Below are 17,217 nucleotides of genomic sequence, written 5' to 3'. Positions count from 1 at the left end.
AATAGGACAGCCCCAACCAGAGATGGTTGGGGCTGTTTTTTTAGTCTCGGTAAGCCATATTCTCTTTTTCGTACTTCAGTTTTTTTCGCAACCAGGTTCTTACCGGTTCGTCGTAGAACGTCAAACTGGCATAAGCCAATACGATTGTTCCTGCAAAGGTGAGCAGGATATAGGGCCAGGCCTGCCATAATGTAATGCCGTGGTGATTACTTACCCAGGCTACGTAAAAATAAACCAGCACATAATGGGTCATGTATAAGGGATAAGAAAGCTTGCCCAGGAACTGGCAAATTTTAGTTTCCCTCTGGGTATGGGCCACACCACTGGCACCGATGTAGACAAGGAGTGGAAAGACAAGGATGATGCAGAACGCTTCATACAAACCATTCATCCAGAGATGTTTGGCACCGCCTATTCTTGGCATCAGCAAAACAACCGCAACCCCCAGGCTACACCACAAGAACGCATGTTTGATATAGGTAGGCTGTGATATCCGTGATAAGAGCAAACCGGCAAAAAAAGGAAATAAGCTGCGGATGATTCCGATACGCATGTGTTCAGCATTAAGTGTCCATCCGCCGGTAACGTCTCCGTTGGGGTTAGTCACCGCAAAATACAATAGTACTGCTCCGGCCAGCACCACAAAACACGCCAATGCTTTATTCGATAATTTCCGTAAACCCAGCGCGTAAAGAATATTAACGATATACTCAAAAAATAAGGACCAGCCAACACTATTGAGCGGATGCATTTCCTGCCAGCCGCGTATATCCATAGAAAGTGGGATGGGTATAAGCGTATAGCCAATCAGCATAACGAGGATCAGCTTCCATACTGGAATGGTATGAATGAGTGGCCATATCGTTGAGTCGGTGAAGTAAAAACCTATGGCACCGAGCGTCATACCCAAGACGACGAGTGGCTGAAGTCGCTCGAACCGGCGCCGAAGAAAGCCGCCGATGGTTAATTTATCCCAGCGGTCGTCGTAGGCATACCCAATGACAAAGCCGGAAAGAAGAAAGAAAAAATCAACGGCCAGGTACCCATGGTTTACCACATTGTCGAGGTGGTTCGTGGAAAGCGGCTCGGCCAGATGAAACAATACCACAATGACGGCCGCTACCCCACGAAGTCCATCTAATAATTGATAATGCGGCTTTGTGGCAAGTTTATGATTATTCATTAACAGCAGCGAAATTGGGTACTATACGGTGGCTTAGCCAGGGAATAAATTGACTGTAATGTTTATTTCTTCTCCGTATGGGAATATGGCGTTTCTTCGTTTCAGAGCCGCCTATGCTCAGCACAGAAGCCGAAACACGGCCAGAGGCATTAGGTACAGACTATCCACGTTTAGTTAGACCTGATACCGGTCAGCGCATCGATTCATCGAACGTAATGCTTACGTAATACAGCCCTCCAACCTGCGCCAGGCCATATCCCTGCGCATAATATTTATTCAGAAGATTGGTTCCGCCGAGTTTTATCGTGGATTTAAGCGACGGTAATTTATAGGACATCTGAGCGTCTAAACTCGCCCAGGCCGGAAGCCAGATGTCGCCCGCGGTGATGCCCTGTTCGTACCACATTTTATCCGTCCAGCGGTAGATGACGCTGGCGCCCAGGTGATCGGTGAGCCGGGCGTTACTTAAGGTTAAGTTATACCGGTTTTCGGGTGAGTTGAAGTAGTTTCGTCCCAACTGCGCCACTTCCGGATTACTCATTTTACGCTTGACAACCGGCGCGCCGGCCAGATCACTGCGGATGGCACCCTGCTCGTTGTGCAGGGTGATGAGCCCAATCTGGTGCGTATAGTTTCCGCCCGCCGTAAAGCCTCCCCCCAGCGCGTATTCGATGCTCAGGCCCGCCCCCCGCACGTACATATCGCTCGGGCTATTGACATTTACCTGGAGCGTACGATAGTTGGCAGACGATAGAAGGGCCGTAGTACTGGTCGCCGGGGTCAGCAACTGGTAAACTGTTTGAGTGGTAAGGAAATTGGTATACCGGCTGGCGAAATAAAAAGCATCGATGAAAATCTTATTCTTGATCAGCGTCTTATAGCCGATTTCCCAGGTTGTCATCTTCTCGGGTGTAAATCGGGCCGGATCGATGACCACCGGTTTTGGAGACGCTACCGGCTGAGGGTTTGCCTGGTAAGCTGTTACGTCGGCCTGCAAATAACCCGGATTACCCGATAAGCCAGCCGCTTCGTAGGCTAGAGGCAGGCCACCGACCTGCCCGCTTTGCCCTACCGAAGGCAGAGAAAACAACTGCTCGGGTGTAGGATTATGAAAAGCGCTCTGCCAGGATGCCCGCAAATGATGGTTGCCGTAACTCGCCGAGGCCGCCAACCGGGGAGTGAAAACACCTTTCAAATACTGATTTTTATCATAACGAACGGCCACCGTTGGCTTCACAGACAAGGCATCAAAAACCAGCTCTTTAGAGGCCTGCACGTAAGCGCCGACTTCATTCATACCGTATTCAGACCCGTCCGCTTGTTTAGGAAAAAGGGTGCCGCCCGACTCCAGTGAATAATGCCGGTAACTGGCTCCCGCCATGAGATCGACGACGTCGAAGACATCTTTGAAAGTATACATGCCTTCGTAATGCCAAAGTTGGGAATCATCGCGAAAACGGCGACCCCGGGCGATGGTCGAATTAGGAATAAAATCCGTAACGTAGGTATTCGCGTAGGCATCGCGGGTTCGGTTGAACAGATCCGTGCCGGGTGCATAACGCCCCCGGCTGGCCTCAGAACGAGCCAGACCAACGCTGACTTTAGTTTCTACATAAGCCTGCCCAAACTCGGTTGCCCACTGATTCAGGGATTTCCAGGTGTTGTTGATAGCGGTGGCTGTTTGCCCGATGTTCCAGCCATCGGCCTGCTGCTGCGTCGTGTAGGCGCGCAGGAAGAAGTTTTCGCCCCGCAGTTCGGCTTTGAACTGATGCCGCTGATAATCAGGGAAATACTCACGGAAATTTGCCGTCCGGATAAAATTACCGTTACCGTAATACCAGCTCAGCGAAGCTTCCATACTATTGGGAAATCGGTAGTGCAGCGATGCGTCGGCCCGGTTGTTAAACACTTTACCGTTATTGCCCAATACATCAAGCTCTGTATATCCCGAACGGGTAACTAATTTTCGGCTTAGCAGGATGTTGGCATAGTTATCCGGAAACCGGAAGGCACCGCCGTTGTTGACATCGTCTCCATAAATATTGACCCCGTCGTACTCGAAATTGGTATTTGCATTAGTAATAGGTACATAGCCGATACCAGTGGCAATACCGCCCCGGCTGGCATCGGTTAGAAAAAAGCCAGACCGGGCGCTGGTCGAACGGTCGGTGTAATCGTCCGCAATAAAATCGGTAGCCATCAGGCGTTGAAAATTAGCTTTTATCGCCAGTCGTGGGCTGAGTTGTTTGGCATACCGAATGCCGAAATCGGTGTAAGCCTTCGGTCCCCAAATCGTTTTATCGACATTGTTGATTCCCACCTTTGCCTGGACGCTCAGCCCCTGGTAGGTAAAAGGATTCTTACTGGTGGTCGACATGAGCCCCTGCATGGCGTCGGGGCCGTAGAGCGCCGACGAAGCGCCTGCCACGAGGTCGATACTTTCAACATCCAGATCGGGCAGCCCCGCCACATTGCCAAAGCCAAACCCCAGGCCAGGGGATCGATTATCCATACCGTCGGTCAGTTGCAGTAGCCGGCTGTTGGCCGTAGAGCCGAAGCCGCGTAGGTTAACAGACTTAAACGTTAGACTCTGGGTCAGAAAATCGACACCGTTGACGTACTGAAGCGCATCGAACGGGCTAAGTGCGGGTGAACGCTGAAACGATTGGACGCCCAGCTTTTCAACGGTCTGAGCCGCTTCCTGAACGTTCTCCGGGGCTCGGCTGACGGCTGTGGTAATCTGGTTGGTTAAAATACTCTCGGGGGTAAGCTGCACCAGAATGTGGCGAAAGTTATTCCCGCGTACCTGTACATTCTCCTGATAATGACCAATAAACGATACGGTAATAGTGAAGGGTAGGGTTTCAGTAGATAGAAAGGCAAACTGACCGTCAGCCTTCGAAATCGCTCCCTGGTTGGTTCCCCGAATAATGATGATGGCTCCTTCCAGCGGTCGCCCTTTAGCATCGGTAACCAGTCCGGCCAGGTTTAACTGAGCGCGGCTGGCTGTGATGCCTAGCAACGTAAGCGTTATTAACAGGAAAAAAAATCGCATAGTTGGATATGTAAGAGTGTGCTTCGTCTGCCCCAAAAAATAGGTCATATAAAGCCCGGAAATGCGTAAAACTACAAAAGCTGTTGCTGTTAAGTAAATTTAACAGCAACAGCTTCGATAAATTAGTGAAAGCCAGTAAATGTTTTATGGGTTGGCTTTCTTTAAACTCGACCTTTACGATCGAATCACTAAACTACATTATAGGGTAGTCGTACTAATTTTTGTTAACACAATCAGAAGGTATATCGTAGCGTAATACCATTTGTGCGGGGATCACCAACGATACCGGCATAATGGCCGGCACTTCCCGGTGCTGCCAGTAATTGCTCGTAGTAATTTGTGTTGAGCAGGTTTCTTGCCCAGATAAAAACGGAAATTCCGTTCGAGGCTCTAAAACCCAGCCGGCTGTTTATGAGGGAGTAGCCGTCGATATTCAGGTATTGCGAAGGCGACGGGCTCGACGAAAATGAGGAGCGATAGAAGCCATCCAGGCCAAAAAAGTAATTTCCTTTTAAACCGATGAGGCTTCCCTTAAAGGTTACCTCGCCCCCTACGGATCCCGACCATTTCGAAATACCGGGCAACACACCACCTGAAATGTCCTTAAAGGCTTGCTCACCACCGGTTTCTTCCAGGGGTACGGGCGCATTCTTGAAGGACACATATTTGCCATCGGTGTAGGCCAGAGCTGCGTTAAGCGTCAATTGATTCGCAATTCGCACGTTCCCGTCCAGCTCGACCCCCATGACCCGAACTTTTTCGGCGTTGGCCAGATACCCCCGGTTTACCCCCGGTTCGGGTGTCTGTACCTGGGTCTGGTAATCTTTGATCTCGGTATTGTAAACGACCAGATTGAGAACTGAGTTTGGCGTTGGCTTCGTTTTTACACCGAATTCGAGGTGGGTGACAAACTCAGGCTTCACTTTGGCCAGATCCAGTAATACCTGCCCGTTAGCAGTTGGCAAGCCGCCGATGTTGATCCCCACGGGTTTATAGCTGATCGCGTAGGTTCCGAAGGCATTGAGCGCATTGGTAGCTCTGTATTGCAGGGTAAGCTGTCCCGAGAAATTGTCCTCCGATGCGTCCGTATCGAATGCCTGATTTGTGTAAACGGCGTTTTTCAGCGCTAGTAAAGCCGGATCGGTTGTTTGCAGACCACCGTACGTCTCCCGCTTATAGTTCGCGCTCTTTTTGTCATAGTTATACCGGATGCCGGGTAACACGTGGATTCTGTCCGTGATAGCCCAGTCGGCCTGGCTGAAAACGGCTAAGCCCGTACTACGGATTCGGTTGGTAGTGCGGATGCCAAAGTTGTCGAACAGGCCAGGTGTTTTCCAGAGCGCGCTGGTCGAACTTTGGGCAAAACGCCATTGGGCCGAACCCGCTTCCTCGGTCTGAACAGGATCCGATTTTAAATCCTGCCAAAGCCCGAAAAAGCCGACGACACCGCTCAGTCGGGGTGAAATCTGGCCGGAATAACGAATCTCCTGCGACCATTGGTCGTGGACTGAGTTACCGGAAGAGATCGTGAAAACGGGCAAACCGATGTAATCTCGATCGTTTAAGGGTGTCCACTGCCAGTGACGCCAGGCCGTTGTGGACGTCAGCGTACCACCCCCCAGTTTAATATCGGCATTTAGCGACACCCCGCCCAGGTTGTTATCGGCTTTCGAAGGGGTATCAAGATCGACGATGCGTTCAAAAGCGCTGGTATATGGGAGTTTGTAATTCAAATCGGCGATGATGGCGTTGAACTGGCGGTATGCCGGACGTTTGGTGGGAACGACCCCCGCTACGGGCCAGCCATACCCATTCGGTTTTTGCTGGGAAACATCCCCGATCAAAGTAATCTTTACATTGTCCGATGGGGTATATAAAAGTTGTGCCCGAACCCCAATGTTGTTAATATCATTGATGGGTAGCTGGGTATGAACATTATAAAAGGTTCCGTTTCGCTGGGTTCCCGTAAATGATACCCGTGCCGCCAGCTTGCTGCTCAAAGGGCCCGTCAGTGATCCTTTGGCCTGGATGTATCCATAGTTGCCATAACTCAGTTCAAAGGTTCCACCTGGCGTAAACCCGGCCGGGCGGGTCGTAATGTTAAACGCGCCGGCTGTTGTGTTTTTGCCGTAGAGCGTTCCCTGAGGTCCTCTCAGAACCTCCACCTGTTCGATATCGATGAAATCGAGCGCCGTAGCTGCCGGGCGAGCGTAATAAACTCCATCCACGTAGAAACCGACCCCCGGATCGATGCCGTCGTTCGTCAACCCAAACGTAGAGCCCAAACCGCGAATGTTGAGTGTAGTGTTCCGGGCATTGGAAGCGTATAACTGAACCGTTGGGACCAGTTCTTTCAGCCGGTTTACGTTGAACGCACCGGCATCTTCGGCGCGGTTACCGCTCACAATCGAGATGGGGATGGGCACTTCCTGAGCCGACTCCTGACGGCGACGGGAGGTGATGACTACATCGGAAAGCTGATTTGAGCCTTCTTCGAGTCGGATTTCTGCGTGATCCGTGTCCAGGACGACTTCTTTAGTCTGGTAACCCAAAAAAGATACGACAACCGTAAAGGGAAGTTTCTGACCCGTAAGCAGCTTAAATTCACCGTTCAGGTCCGTTGCTCCACCGTTGGTGGTTCCTTTGATGACGACCGTAGCCCCGATCAGATTTTCGTTGGTGCGGGCGTCGGTAACTTTACCGGTTATCGTCGCATTGATAACCGGAGCGTTCTGAGCGGATAGAACAAAAGGGATTGTAACGAACCCCAACAGAAGTACTGACTTTAAAAATTGTTTCATTCTCATTGTGTTTGGTGCTACTCGTGATGCAACCATCACGGAGCGAAAAGAAACCTGATGCCTTTAGCAGCTTTTATAATGTATTCTCCCTATTCTCCCGGTTGTAGGTAGACTATTAGTACTTATAATCTATTGAATTGATAGGGTTTGCAAAACACAGCTATCCTGACAAGACTTCCAAATTCAATCGGGAAAAATTTACTTCGATTGGTCTATTTTCCTGGCAGGGGTATGATCAATCCCGGAATAAGTCAATATATAAGACGGGTTGTTGAAGCGATTAGAAACTGTACGTAAATAGTACAAAACAAAAAACGGGTTAAGGACGACTCCCTAACCCGCTGAAAAATAAAATAAGCAAACAGACTTAGGCGGCCCGACTGCTTTGTGGTCGACGCAGAATCGGCGAACGTAGCGTCTGCGAATTAGCTTCTTCAATAACCTGTTCCGATACCATGCCCAGGTGATTGGCCCGTTTCAACACATAATCGAAGGGGAGGTTAAAGTAGTTGGCGACTTCACTGCGGAAGCTGTCTGGAAAACGCGACAGGCGCAGCCCAAAGAACTTACGCACTTCGGCTTCCGGCAGCATAGCGGCCAGCGCCACGCGCTCAGCTTCGGCCAACAACTCTTTCCGGGATGGATATAAATATTCCAGACCGATCGAAGCGGCCAGGATATTCAGAAACAGGTTTTTGTACATAGCCGACAGCTCGCTGGGCAAAATAACCCAGCCCTGCTCGCGGAATTTGGCCGAAAAACCTGTCAGACCCTGTTCCCCACGGATTTCCCCGGCGATGAACTCATCGGGAAACCGCAGCCGCTCATCGGTTTTCTGTAACCGGAAAACGACGGCTTCGACGGGGCTTTTCTGGAACAGCAGGTTGGCCGGAATAGCACGTGTATTCTCCCACTGGTCAGTCATACGCATAAAGAGATTTTCGTTGACCGGCAAATTTTCGGAGTTGCCGAGGCTAACGAGCATCTGGCGATAAGCGGCCAGAAAATCAATCTGAAGTTGGGCTGGATGCGAGCGTCCTTTTTTCATGCGGAGTAGATTGCCAAATGGAGGTTTATGACCGAAATCTGGCTCATTAGTATGGTTGTCTGTTGGAAAATTGGGGAGGTAAATATACATAATAACCCGCTGAAAACAAAGGCTTAAGTCAAACAAATTCAGGTCTATTCGGACGGTTTTTCAGAGCGGCTTACACCGATCCGGCAAAGCCGCAGCGGCCACTTATAACCATTAGCCGATAGGCATTTGGCAAGATGGATTTTGATGTTTTTAATGAGCTTTTCGAGAACCAGGTCAATCCGTCGTCAGTAGTCTATATTTGCTTTTTCAGCAGAAATTCAGCCATTCAACCCCATGCGAATGCGTTGCCAGTTCTATCAAATTATCATTCCTACAACTTACCGACTGATCCTGGCGACTCTTGTCGGGTTAGTTGTGGGTACGTCTGCACTGGCGCAGCAAAAAGCGGCTGAGTTGGCTTTCGACCTGCGGTTGTTATTCGTTTGGATTTTTACCAAATTGGCTGCGTACGGATTTTTCAAAACGACCTTACTCTTTTACCTGCACTCATCTTCAAATGAATCGATTTTCTTTACAGGCAGTATTTTTCGTCGGCTGGCTGGTGGCAACGTCCGCCCTGGGACAACCGTTTAACAAGACCGAAATTGCCCGCTGGCAGCAACGAGCCCGCCAGATAACCATCACGCGCGATACCTGGGGCGTTCCGCACATCTACGGAAAAACCGACGCCGATGTCGTGTTCGGGGTGCTGTTCACGCAGTGCGAAGATGATTTTGCCCGCGTGGAAGAAAACTACCTCGACGCCATTGGCCGACTAGCTGAGGTAGAGGGCGAAGCCGCGCTTTACCATGATTTGCGCGCCCGGCTGTTTCTGGATTCGACGCAGGCCATCGCCATTTACAAAAAAAGCCCGGCCTGGATGACACAATTGCTGAACGCCTTTGCCGACGGAGCCAATTATTACCTCTATACCCATCCGGCCGTAAAGCCCCGCTTACTGACTCGGTTTCAACCCTGGATGCCGCTGATGTTCAGCGAAGGCAGCATTGGCGGGAACATCAGCGTGATTTCCATCGACCGGCTGAAGGCATTTTATGAGCACAACAAATTCACTTCCGTCAACGATTTTGACAAGTACGAACGCGAACCTGTCGGCTCGAACGGCTTTGCAATTGCTCCAGCTAAAAGCGCCACCAAAAACGCCATGCTGCTGATCAATCCGCATACGTCGTTTTATTTCCGGTCGGAAGTGCACATGAATAGCCAGGCAGGATTGAATGCCTATGGGGCCGTTACCTGGGGCCAATTCTTCATCTATCAGGGGTTTAATGAGCACTGTGGCTGGATGCACACGTCGAGCGGTGCCGACTCGATGGATGAGTATCTGGAAACAGTAGAGAAAAAAGGAGCCAACTGGTTTTATCGATATGGCAGCTCGCTCAAGCCGGTTCGTATGCAGAAGATAAAGCTGCCTTACAGAACGGGTAACGGCATCCAGCATAAAGAATTTACGCTATACTGGACGCAACATGGTCCGGTAGTTGGCGAAAAAGATGGCAAATGGCTCACCGTCAATATGATGAACACGCCCCTGAACGCGCTGGAGCAATCGTATCTACGCACTAAGGCAACCGGCTATGCGAGTTTCAAGGAGGTTATGAAGCTCAACGGGAATGCGTCCAACAACACGGTTTTTGCCGATCGCGATGGTACTATTGCCTACTGGCACGGTAATTTCATGCCCAAACGCGATCCGAAATTCGACTGGAGCCAACCCGTCGATGGGAGCAACCCTGACACAGACTGGAAAGGGCTGCACTCGGTTGAGGAACTGGTTCAGGTACGCAATCCGGCCAGCGGCTGGATTCAGAATTGCAATTCAACCCCTTTTACGGTGTCAGGAAGCAGTAGTCCCGAAAGAAGCAGGTATCCCGCCTACATGGCACCCGACGCCGAAAATTATCGGGGAATCAACGCCGTTCGGGTATTGAGTCAGAAGCCTGTTTTCACGCTCGATTCGCTGATTGCCGCGGCCGATGACCCGCATCTGGCTGCCTTCGATGAACTGCTGCCCGCTCTACTGTCGGCTTATCAGACTGTTGCTGAGTCGACAGCACAACCGAATGACCTGACTGAAGCGATTCAGACATTGAAAGACTGGAATAAAGGCTACGGCACTGGTTCAGTCGCTACGGCGGTGGCGATTTACTGGGGCGAACGGATTCAGCGACTGGCACGAAGCCGTGTTCCGGCCGACAAGCGACTCGATTTTCTGAGTTTCACCGATTTCGTGATCCATCAAACGACCCCGCAGGAAAAAGTGACCGCTCTGAAAGAAACGCTGGCCGAACTGACACGGGATTTCGGAACCTGGAAAACACCCTGGGGTGATATCAACCGGTTTCAGCGGCTAACCGGAAAAATTCAGGAAACCTATGATGATCAGCAGCCCAGCATACCGGTAGGCTTTACGCCCTCCGCCTGGGGTTCGCTGGCGGCCTATGGTGCACGGACGTATCCAGGCACAAAAAAACGATATGGCTACGTGGGTAACAGTTTCGTGGCGGTAGTCGAATTCGGGAAGAAGGTAAAAGCCCGATCAGTCGTAACGGGCGGCCAGAGCAGCCGACCCGGCGAAACGCATTTTACGGACCAGGCCCCACTGTATTGCGCCGGAAAATTTAAGGATGTCTGGTTTTATCCGGAAGATGTACAGCAGCACATCGAAAAAACGTACCATCCGGGTGAGAAGTAGCTCGTCGTCTGGTGATTCATCGTTTAGAACGCAGAATCACCAGACGCTTATACTTTAACCAGTTTGCTGTATCTGAGCAAATTACTCCACCGTTACCGACTTCGCCAGATTGCGCGGCTGATCGACGTTGCGGCCGCGCATGACAGCAATGTCGTACGCCAGCAGTTGCAGGGGAACGACCGATACCAGCGGCATCAAAATGTCATGCACTTTGGGAATCTCGATCGTAAAATCGACCATCGCCGGTAAATGCGTATCGCCTTCGGTAGTGATGGCAATGACCCGACCCTTCCGGGCTTTCACTTCCTGAATGTTCGAAACCACTTTTTCGTACGAACTGTCTTTCGTGGCAATTACGACCACCGGCATATCTTCGTCGATGAGCGCAATAGGGCCGTGCTTCATCTCGGCGGCCGGGTAACCTTCGGCGTGGATGTAGCTGATCTCTTTTAGCTTCAGAGCACCTTCCAGCGCCACCGGAAAATTCAGTCCCCGACCCAGGTAAATGAAATTACGGGCGTAGGTGAAAATGTAGGCGATTTCTTTAATCTTATCGGCCGCCTGCAGCACTTTCTCTACTTTCGCCGGAATGCTTTCCATTTCGGCCAGCAGTTGACGGAACAGTGAATCGGAAAGGGTGCCTTTGCGTTTGGCAGCGGCCAGGGCCATCAGGGTTAGCACGGTTACCTGCGCCGTAAAGGCTTTCGTGCTGGCCACGCCAATTTCCGGCCCGGCGTGTGTGTAAGCTCCGGCATCGGTCGCCCGGGCAATGGACGAGCCCACGACGTTACAAACCCCAAAAATCGTAGCTCCTTTCGATTTAGCCAGCTCAATGGCCGCCAGCGTATCGGCGGTTTCGCCCGATTGGGAGATGGCAATGACAATGTCGCCTTCTTTGATAATTGGGTTCCGGTACCGAAACTCCGACGCATATTCGACCTCGACGGGAATCCGGGCCAACTCTTCGAAAATGTATTCGGCGACCAGACCGGCGTGCCACGAGGTGCCACAGCCGATGATCACAATGCGTTTCGATTTGGCCAGCTTATCCAGATAGTCGCGCAGACCACCCAGTTGAAGCGTACCGGCATCGGCCTGCACCCGGCCCCGCATCGAATCGGCAATGGAGCGCGGCTGCTCGAAAATCTCCTTCAGCATGAAGTGATCGAACCCGCCTTTTTCGATCGCTTCCAGCTCCAGCTCGATTTTATGGACATAAGGTGTCGTGGTCGTATTATCGAGGGTTACCACTTTGAGATCTCCGTCTTTGATCACGGCGATTTCGTAATCGTTCAGATAAATTACATCTTTGGTATATTCGACAATGGGGGTGGCATCGGAGGCCAGAAAAAACTCGTTTTCGCCGACACCGATCACGAGTGGAGAGCCTTTGCGGGCGGCAATTAACTGCGTCGGATCGGCTTCGTTCATGATCACGATGGCATACGCGCCTACCACCTCCTGCAATGCCAGCCGAACGGCCTCTTCCAGCGTACTGCCGTGCGACGGATCACCCAGGTTTTCCCAAATGTCCTCTATAAACTGCCCCAGCACTTCGGTATCGGTTTCGCTGGTAAAGGTGTGCCCCTTTTTGAGCAGAGCCTGCTTAATGGCCGCGTAATTCTCAATGATGCCATTATGGATGATCGCCAGCTTGCGGTGGAACGAATAATGTGGGTGCGCATTGACATCGTTGGGCTCACCGTGCGTGGCCCAGCGTGTGTGTCCCATGCCGATGGTTGAGTGGGTATCTTTGCCGTCCAGTTCGTGTTCCAGCGCGGCTACTTTGCCTTTCTTTTTGTAAATATTCAGGCCGTGACCATTCATCAGCGCAACTCCCGCACTATCATAGCCCCGATATTCGAGACGCTTCAATCCTTTTATGATCAGCGGACAGGCTTCACGCTGACCGACATAAGCAACAATGCCACACATACGTTCTAGTGATTTGGTTTCGGTTACTTTACGGATTAGTTAGTTATCCGGCTGTTTCACAGGATAAACGATCACATCTATTTCACGGGTAAAGTAAATGCAAATAGCCGGGAATTCCCGGCTATTTGCATTCATCATTCTAAAACCTAAGTATAGCTTATCCCGCTAGCTGCGTGTAAAGGTTATAATACCGATCGGTTACGTCTTCATCTTCCGATGCATCGAATTTGTGCTCTGGCAAATCGTTGAGCACAGCATTCAGGCTTTCGCTTGACTCTTCGTCGGCCCGAACAACGGCGTCTGCGTAGGCCGATCCAATTCGGACAAAGCCTTGAAAATCAGCCGTTTTTAATTCAGACAGCATTTCGTCGTCGATGTCCATCATGCGGGCTTTCTCGATGATGTCGCCTTCAAACCGGTGCTCAAACGAGTTGTTATAGATCGTAAAGACCGACTTGGTGTCCTTAAACATCGGATCGTTTTTGTACGTCGTTTTCAGGTACAGCGGAATCAGCGCGGTCATCCAGTCATTGCAGTGAACGATGTCGGGAGCCCAGCCAAGCTTCTTCACGGTTTCCAGTACCCCTTTGCAGAAGAAAATGGCCCGCTCGTCGTTGTCGTCATAGAAGCGGTTTTCTTTGTCATGGAAAACATATTTCCGTTGGAAATAGTCTTCATTATCAATGAAATAAACCTGTAATTTGGCCGTTGGAATAGAGGCCACCTTGATGATCAGGGGCTTCTCATCATCACCTACGGCAATATTGATACCCGACAACCGTACTACTTCGTGTAACCGGTTTTTCCGCTCGTTGATGAGACCAAAACGCGGCACCAGAATTCGGATTTCCATCCCCCGCTCCTGCATGGCCTGCGGCAGCTTGCGGACGAAGTCAGCGACATCAGATGTTTTCAGGAAAGGATTGATCTCGCTGGCTACGTACAGGATTCGTAATTTGCTCATAAGAAGGGAAGCGTGTGTTGTCTGAGTGAATCAAAAAACTTGCAAAATTAAGCAAATTTTTTCCGTATTTCAATACATTTTGCCCGAAAAAGATGCTGAAATCGTATCATTGCAGCCTGATAAAAAGGATGCTTTATGAACCGTTTTGACACGATTGCCAGCCTGCAACAGTACCTGACAACCACTCGTCCGAACCAAACGATCGGTCTGGTTCCAACTATGGGTGCCTTACACGAAGGCCATCTGGCGCTCATCGAAAAAGCGAAGCAGGAAAACGATGTCGTCGTCAGCAGTATCTTCGTGAATCCGGTGCAGTTTAACAACCCCGACGATCTGGCGCATTATCCTCGTACGCTGGAAGAAGACTCCCAAAAACTCGAAACGGTTGGTTGCGACGCGGTTTTTACGCCCAGCGTGCAGGAAATGTACCCGGAACCGGTTGCCATTCGTCTCAACTTCGGTGAACTGGAAACCATCATGGAAGGGGCTTTCCGGCCAGGTCATTTCAACGGCGTCGGCATCGTCGTAGCCAAGCTGTTCAACATTGTGCAGCCGCATCGGGCGTATTTTGGCCAGAAAGACCTGCAGCAGGTAGCCGTTATCCGTCGCCTGATCCGCGACCTGAGCTTTCCGATCGAATTAATCCGCTGCCCAACGGTCCGGGAGGCTGATGGACTGGCAATGTCGTCGCGCAATCGTAACCTGACCATCGGCGAACGCGAGGAAGCTACGGCCCTGTTTCAGGCGCTGACGCTGGCCCGCGAGTTGCTGACCGAAGGCAACAGTGCCGACCAGGCCAAAGCCGCTGTAACCGGTTTCTTCAGTGCCCGCCCGAATTTTCGGCTGGAATACGTCGAGGTTGTCAACGCCGACACGCTTCAGATCGTTGACGAAGTTCTGGCTCCGGGCCAGACGGCCGTCTGTCTGGCCGCTCACCTAGGCCACGTTCGGCTCATTGATAATCTGGTGTTTTGAGTAGTTTTGGTAAAAAGAAAAATAGACTATGAAGCCTCGAATCACGATTGATCCAAACATATGTCACGGAAAGCCAACGATTCGCGGCTCGCGTCTGTTGGTCACGACCATCCTGGAATTGTTGGCGGGGGGAGCCACCTGGGACGAGTTGTTAATCGATTACCCAGGCCTTGAGGCTGATGATATTAAAGCCAGTATTGAATACGCTGTTCAACTGGCTCATTTCAGGGTGCTTCCACTTGCGGCATGAAGTTTCTTGTTGATGAACAATTACCTTACTTGCTGGCGGAATGGCTAATTTCGAAAGGACACGATGCCGTTCATGTTTCAAGTTTACTGACCGATACCTCCATACCGGACGGAGATATCTGCGAACGGAGTATGGTAGAGCAGCGAATTGTTATTACAAAAGATGTTGATTTCCTGAATACATATTTAATAAAGCAGCAGCCTTATAAACTAATATATGTGACGACGGGTAACTTACGAAATAGACCCCTACTAGATGTGTTCAGAGCGTCTATTGAGCAATTGATCATTGAGTTAGAAACCGCTCAGGTGATTGAGCTCAATCAGCAGTGGATGAAAGTCTGGTTTTGAAATCACTTCTGCCTGAAGACCCAGTTAAGCCACGTTCGGCTGATCGATAATCTGGTGTTTTGAGTAGTAAACGATTATCTTTACGTAGGTAACGAATCAAGATTATGAAACCATTGAATCCAGACGAAGCACCTAACAAAACCCTGGCCTTGTTACGTCGGCTGGCGCTTGAGAAGCGGGAAACGAAACGACAGATGCGGGAATCGTTCAAAACCGACCCCGAGATACACGTGTCATAAAAGAATTAGACCAGCATAATGTCGTAAGAAAAACCCAAGCCGTATAGTTTTAAATATGTAGCCTCTTCTATAAGTCAGTACTTCTTTACGACGGAGCAGGGAGCTGCCTATTCTATTAAGTTTAAACCAACGCCCTATCTATTTGTAAACTTACCTCAATTGGGTGACTAGGTTTATGAATTGGTCATTGAGCTGATACGACCCACCGCTGACAAACTTCGGGCCGATCCGGCAATCGGTCCAACTGTTATTGCTATCTGCCGGGACTTCTTCTCGAACAAAGAACGAATCTTACTCTACATCTGCGAAACGGCCGACGCCCGGCACATGGCTCGTGTCCGTAAGTTTGATGTCTAGTTTCGGGAGTTTACGGATTTCAATTATTTAAAAATTGATACGCAGTTTCCGGATACGAACGGCCTTGCATACTATATATCCTTAATTTTTCGACGTAACCATCCGGACCTCCACAGTATCATAGACGAGTTTAACCGGCTTGATGAGCAGTACAACTCAGAAAAGTAAAACCCCAGATTATCTGCTTGCTCTCTATAGGAACTAAGTTCAACGAATACGTTTATCTAGCTATTTGCCAGACGCCACAGGGTTTGAAAGATCAGGGTGGCGCGTTTTTGTAAAACCTCGTAATTTATTTTATCGGCCGTGTCGGAGGGTTTGTGATAATCGGCATGCTCACCGCTTGTGAAGAAGAGAGCTGGAATCCCATGCTTGAAAAAGTTGTACTGATCCGACCGGTAGAAGTACTGTTGGGGATCGGTCTTCGTATCGTACCCCTCACGATTCAGGGCCAGATTGACCGATTGCTTATTCGCGATTTCCACCACATTCAACAGAGTAGTTGCCTGTTCACCAGTAAGTAAATAACAATAATCCGGGTTTGTGCGATGGTGATAATCGACCCGCCCGATCATATCTACGTTAAGATCACAGACTAGTTGTTTTAGTGGAATTGGGCTGTTCTGGAGAAAAAAGTCAGAGCCCAGCAAGCCGCCTTCTTCCCCCGAAAACAATACAAACAGAAGACTTCGGCGCGGTCGAATGCCCTGCTGCGCTAAACTATCAACCAGAGCGGCTATGCTTAGCACCGTAGCCGTTCCCGACGCATTATCGTCGGCACCGTGAAAAATTCGCCCTCCCGAGAAGCCTAAGTGATCGTAATGCGCTGAAAGAACAAGAACTTCCTGTTTTAAATCGGTGCCAACCCGTAAACCCGCTACATTGTGACCCAAATATACCTGGCTACTATCGGAGGCAGTTAATGAAACAGGAGTTAGTTCATACTTTTTATAGGTAACGCGTGAATTGCCGAAAAGGGCCGCATCTACGATGCTGAAAGTGTAGGGCTGTCGGTAAGTCCCACGTACTGAATCGAGCCGGAAAACGGGGGCTAAATGATGATTCCGGAAAACTTGTGTGCAATAAAGTGCTGCTTTCAACTGGCCAGTCGTGCCCGTTTGGCGACCCTGCATACTGTCGGATGCCAATGTATAGACATACTTTTTGAGCAATGAGGTCGATACATAAGCCTGCGAGATATCCGGTTGTGTATAGGCAAACGTTGGTACGATGAATCCTAAGAAGAGGTATAAAAGCAGTTTTGCAACGGCCAAATGCATAATCGTCTCGCTTCAATAATGTGGCTATGGAGCT

Annotated in this window: 13 protein-coding genes; 6 read left to right on the top strand and 7 right to left on the bottom strand. The window is 50.2% G+C overall.

Annotated features, from left to right (window positions below):
* Positions 1-40 precede the first annotated feature (40 nt).
* The 4 genes from ACYVC2_RS29090 to ACYVC2_RS29075 all read right to left on the bottom strand — a co-directional run bounded on the left by ACYVC2_RS29090 (position 41) and on the right by ACYVC2_RS29075 (position 8,087).
* Positions 41-1,183 (bottom strand): acyltransferase family protein, encoded by a 1,143-nt coding sequence (locus tag ACYVC2_RS29090; protein ID WP_461108618.1) that lies wholly within the window; start codon positions 1,181-1,183, stop codon positions 41-43.
* A gap of 190 nt (positions 1,184-1,373) precedes the next feature.
* Complete coding sequence (locus ACYVC2_RS29085; RefSeq protein WP_461108616.1) at positions 1,374-4,238, bottom strand: TonB-dependent receptor plug domain-containing protein; 2,865 nt, start codon at positions 4,236-4,238, stop codon at positions 1,374-1,376.
* Positions 4,239-4,471: 233 nt separating this feature from the next.
* Positions 4,472-7,039 carry a TonB-dependent receptor gene (locus ACYVC2_RS29080; protein WP_461108614.1) on the bottom strand — a complete coding sequence of 856 codons (2,568 nt, stop codon included), beginning with the start codon at positions 7,037-7,039 and terminating at the stop codon, positions 4,472-4,474.
* Between the two features lie 367 nt (positions 7,040-7,406).
* Positions 7,407-8,087 carry a hypothetical protein gene (locus tag ACYVC2_RS29075; RefSeq protein ID WP_461108612.1) on the bottom strand — a complete coding sequence of 227 codons (681 nt, stop codon included), beginning with the start codon at positions 8,085-8,087 and terminating at the stop codon, positions 7,407-7,409.
* Between the two features lie 547 nt (positions 8,088-8,634).
* Between ACYVC2_RS29075 and ACYVC2_RS29070 the strand changes: the two genes are divergently transcribed.
* On the top strand, positions 8,635-10,833 hold the full coding sequence (locus ACYVC2_RS29070) for a penicillin acylase family protein (RefSeq protein WP_461108610.1): 2,199 nt from the start codon (positions 8,635-8,637) through the stop codon (positions 10,831-10,833).
* A gap of 81 nt (positions 10,834-10,914) precedes the next feature.
* Here the strand turns inward: ACYVC2_RS29070 and glmS are convergent, their stop codons facing one another.
* Positions 10,915-12,768, bottom strand: coding sequence for a glutamine--fructose-6-phosphate transaminase (isomerizing) (glmS, locus tag ACYVC2_RS29065; protein ID WP_461108608.1), 1,854 nt, complete (start codon positions 12,766-12,768; stop codon positions 10,915-10,917).
* Positions 12,769-12,925: 157 nt separating this feature from the next.
* The gene (locus ACYVC2_RS29060) at positions 12,926-13,732 is read right to left on the bottom strand and encodes a glycogen/starch synthase (RefSeq protein ID WP_461108606.1); all 807 of its coding nucleotides are present in this window, start codon (positions 13,730-13,732) and stop codon (positions 12,926-12,928) included.
* Between the two features lie 135 nt (positions 13,733-13,867).
* On the opposite strand from ACYVC2_RS29060, the gene panC reads away from it, so the two are divergent.
* The 5 genes from panC to ACYVC2_RS29035 all read left to right on the top strand — a co-directional run bounded on the left by panC (position 13,868) and on the right by ACYVC2_RS29035 (position 15,903).
* Positions 13,868-14,707: a pantoate--beta-alanine ligase gene (panC, locus tag ACYVC2_RS29055; protein WP_461108604.1), complete on the top strand. Its 840-nt coding sequence runs from the start codon at positions 13,868-13,870 to the stop codon at positions 14,705-14,707.
* A 28-nt stretch (positions 14,708-14,735) separates the two neighbouring features.
* Entirely contained in the window at positions 14,736-14,957 is a 222-nt protein-coding gene (locus tag ACYVC2_RS29050) for a DUF433 domain-containing protein (protein WP_461108602.1), read from the top strand.
* Positions 14,954-15,307: a DUF5615 family PIN-like protein gene (locus tag ACYVC2_RS29045; RefSeq protein ID WP_461108600.1), complete on the top strand. Its 354-nt coding sequence runs from the start codon at positions 14,954-14,956 to the stop codon at positions 15,305-15,307. Before ACYVC2_RS29050 ends, ACYVC2_RS29045 begins: the two co-directional genes overlap by 4 nt.
* 104 nt (positions 15,308-15,411) lie before the next feature.
* On the top strand, positions 15,412-15,546 hold the full coding sequence (locus ACYVC2_RS29040; RefSeq protein ID WP_461108599.1) for a hypothetical protein: 135 nt from the start codon (positions 15,412-15,414) through the stop codon (positions 15,544-15,546).
* Between the two features lie 180 nt (positions 15,547-15,726).
* Positions 15,727-15,903 (top strand): DUF6169 family protein, encoded by a 177-nt coding sequence (locus ACYVC2_RS29035; RefSeq protein WP_461108597.1) that lies wholly within the window; start codon positions 15,727-15,729, stop codon positions 15,901-15,903.
* A gap of 224 nt (positions 15,904-16,127) precedes the next feature.
* Here ACYVC2_RS29035 and ACYVC2_RS29030 read toward each other — a convergent pair whose 3' ends face one another.
* The gene (locus tag ACYVC2_RS29030; RefSeq protein ID WP_461108595.1) at positions 16,128-17,183 is read right to left on the bottom strand and encodes a M28 family peptidase; all 1,056 of its coding nucleotides are present in this window, start codon (positions 17,181-17,183) and stop codon (positions 16,128-16,130) included.
* Positions 17,184-17,217 lie beyond the last annotated feature (34 nt).

Source organism: Spirosoma koreense, from assembly GCF_054777875.1.
This window is presented reverse-complemented; position numbering and strand designations above follow the sequence as displayed.

Coding starts and splice junctions, on each gene's coding strand:
- ACYVC2_RS29075 (WP_461108612.1), bottom strand. CDS start 8,087: ATGAAAAAAGGACGCTCGCATCCAGCCCAACTTCAGATTGATTTTCTG.
- ACYVC2_RS29040 (WP_461108599.1), top strand. CDS start 15,412: ATGAAACCATTGAATCCAGACGAAGCACCTAACAAAACCCTGGCCTTG.
- ACYVC2_RS29050 (WP_461108602.1), top strand. CDS start 14,736: ATGAAGCCTCGAATCACGATTGATCCAAACATATGTCACGGAAAGCCA.
- ACYVC2_RS29060 (WP_461108606.1), bottom strand. CDS start 13,732: ATGAGCAAATTACGAATCCTGTACGTAGCCAGCGAGATCAATCCTTTC.
- glmS (WP_461108608.1), bottom strand. CDS start 12,768: ATGTGTGGCATTGTTGCTTATGTCGGTCAGCGTGAAGCCTGTCCGCTG.
- ACYVC2_RS29045 (WP_461108600.1), top strand. CDS start 14,954: ATGAAGTTTCTTGTTGATGAACAATTACCTTACTTGCTGGCGGAATGG.
- ACYVC2_RS29080 (WP_461108614.1), bottom strand. CDS start 7,039: ATGAAACAATTTTTAAAGTCAGTACTTCTGTTGGGGTTCGTTACAATC.
- ACYVC2_RS29090 (WP_461108618.1), bottom strand. CDS start 1,183: ATGAATAATCATAAACTTGCCACAAAGCCGCATTATCAATTATTAGAT.
- ACYVC2_RS29030 (WP_461108595.1), bottom strand. CDS start 17,183: ATGCATTTGGCCGTTGCAAAACTGCTTTTATACCTCTTCTTAGGATTC.
- ACYVC2_RS29085 (WP_461108616.1), bottom strand. CDS start 4,238: ATGCGATTTTTTTTCCTGTTAATAACGCTTACGTTGCTAGGCATCACA.
- panC (WP_461108604.1), top strand. CDS start 13,868: ATGAACCGTTTTGACACGATTGCCAGCCTGCAACAGTACCTGACAACC.
- ACYVC2_RS29070 (WP_461108610.1), top strand. CDS start 8,635: ATGAATCGATTTTCTTTACAGGCAGTATTTTTCGTCGGCTGGCTGGTG.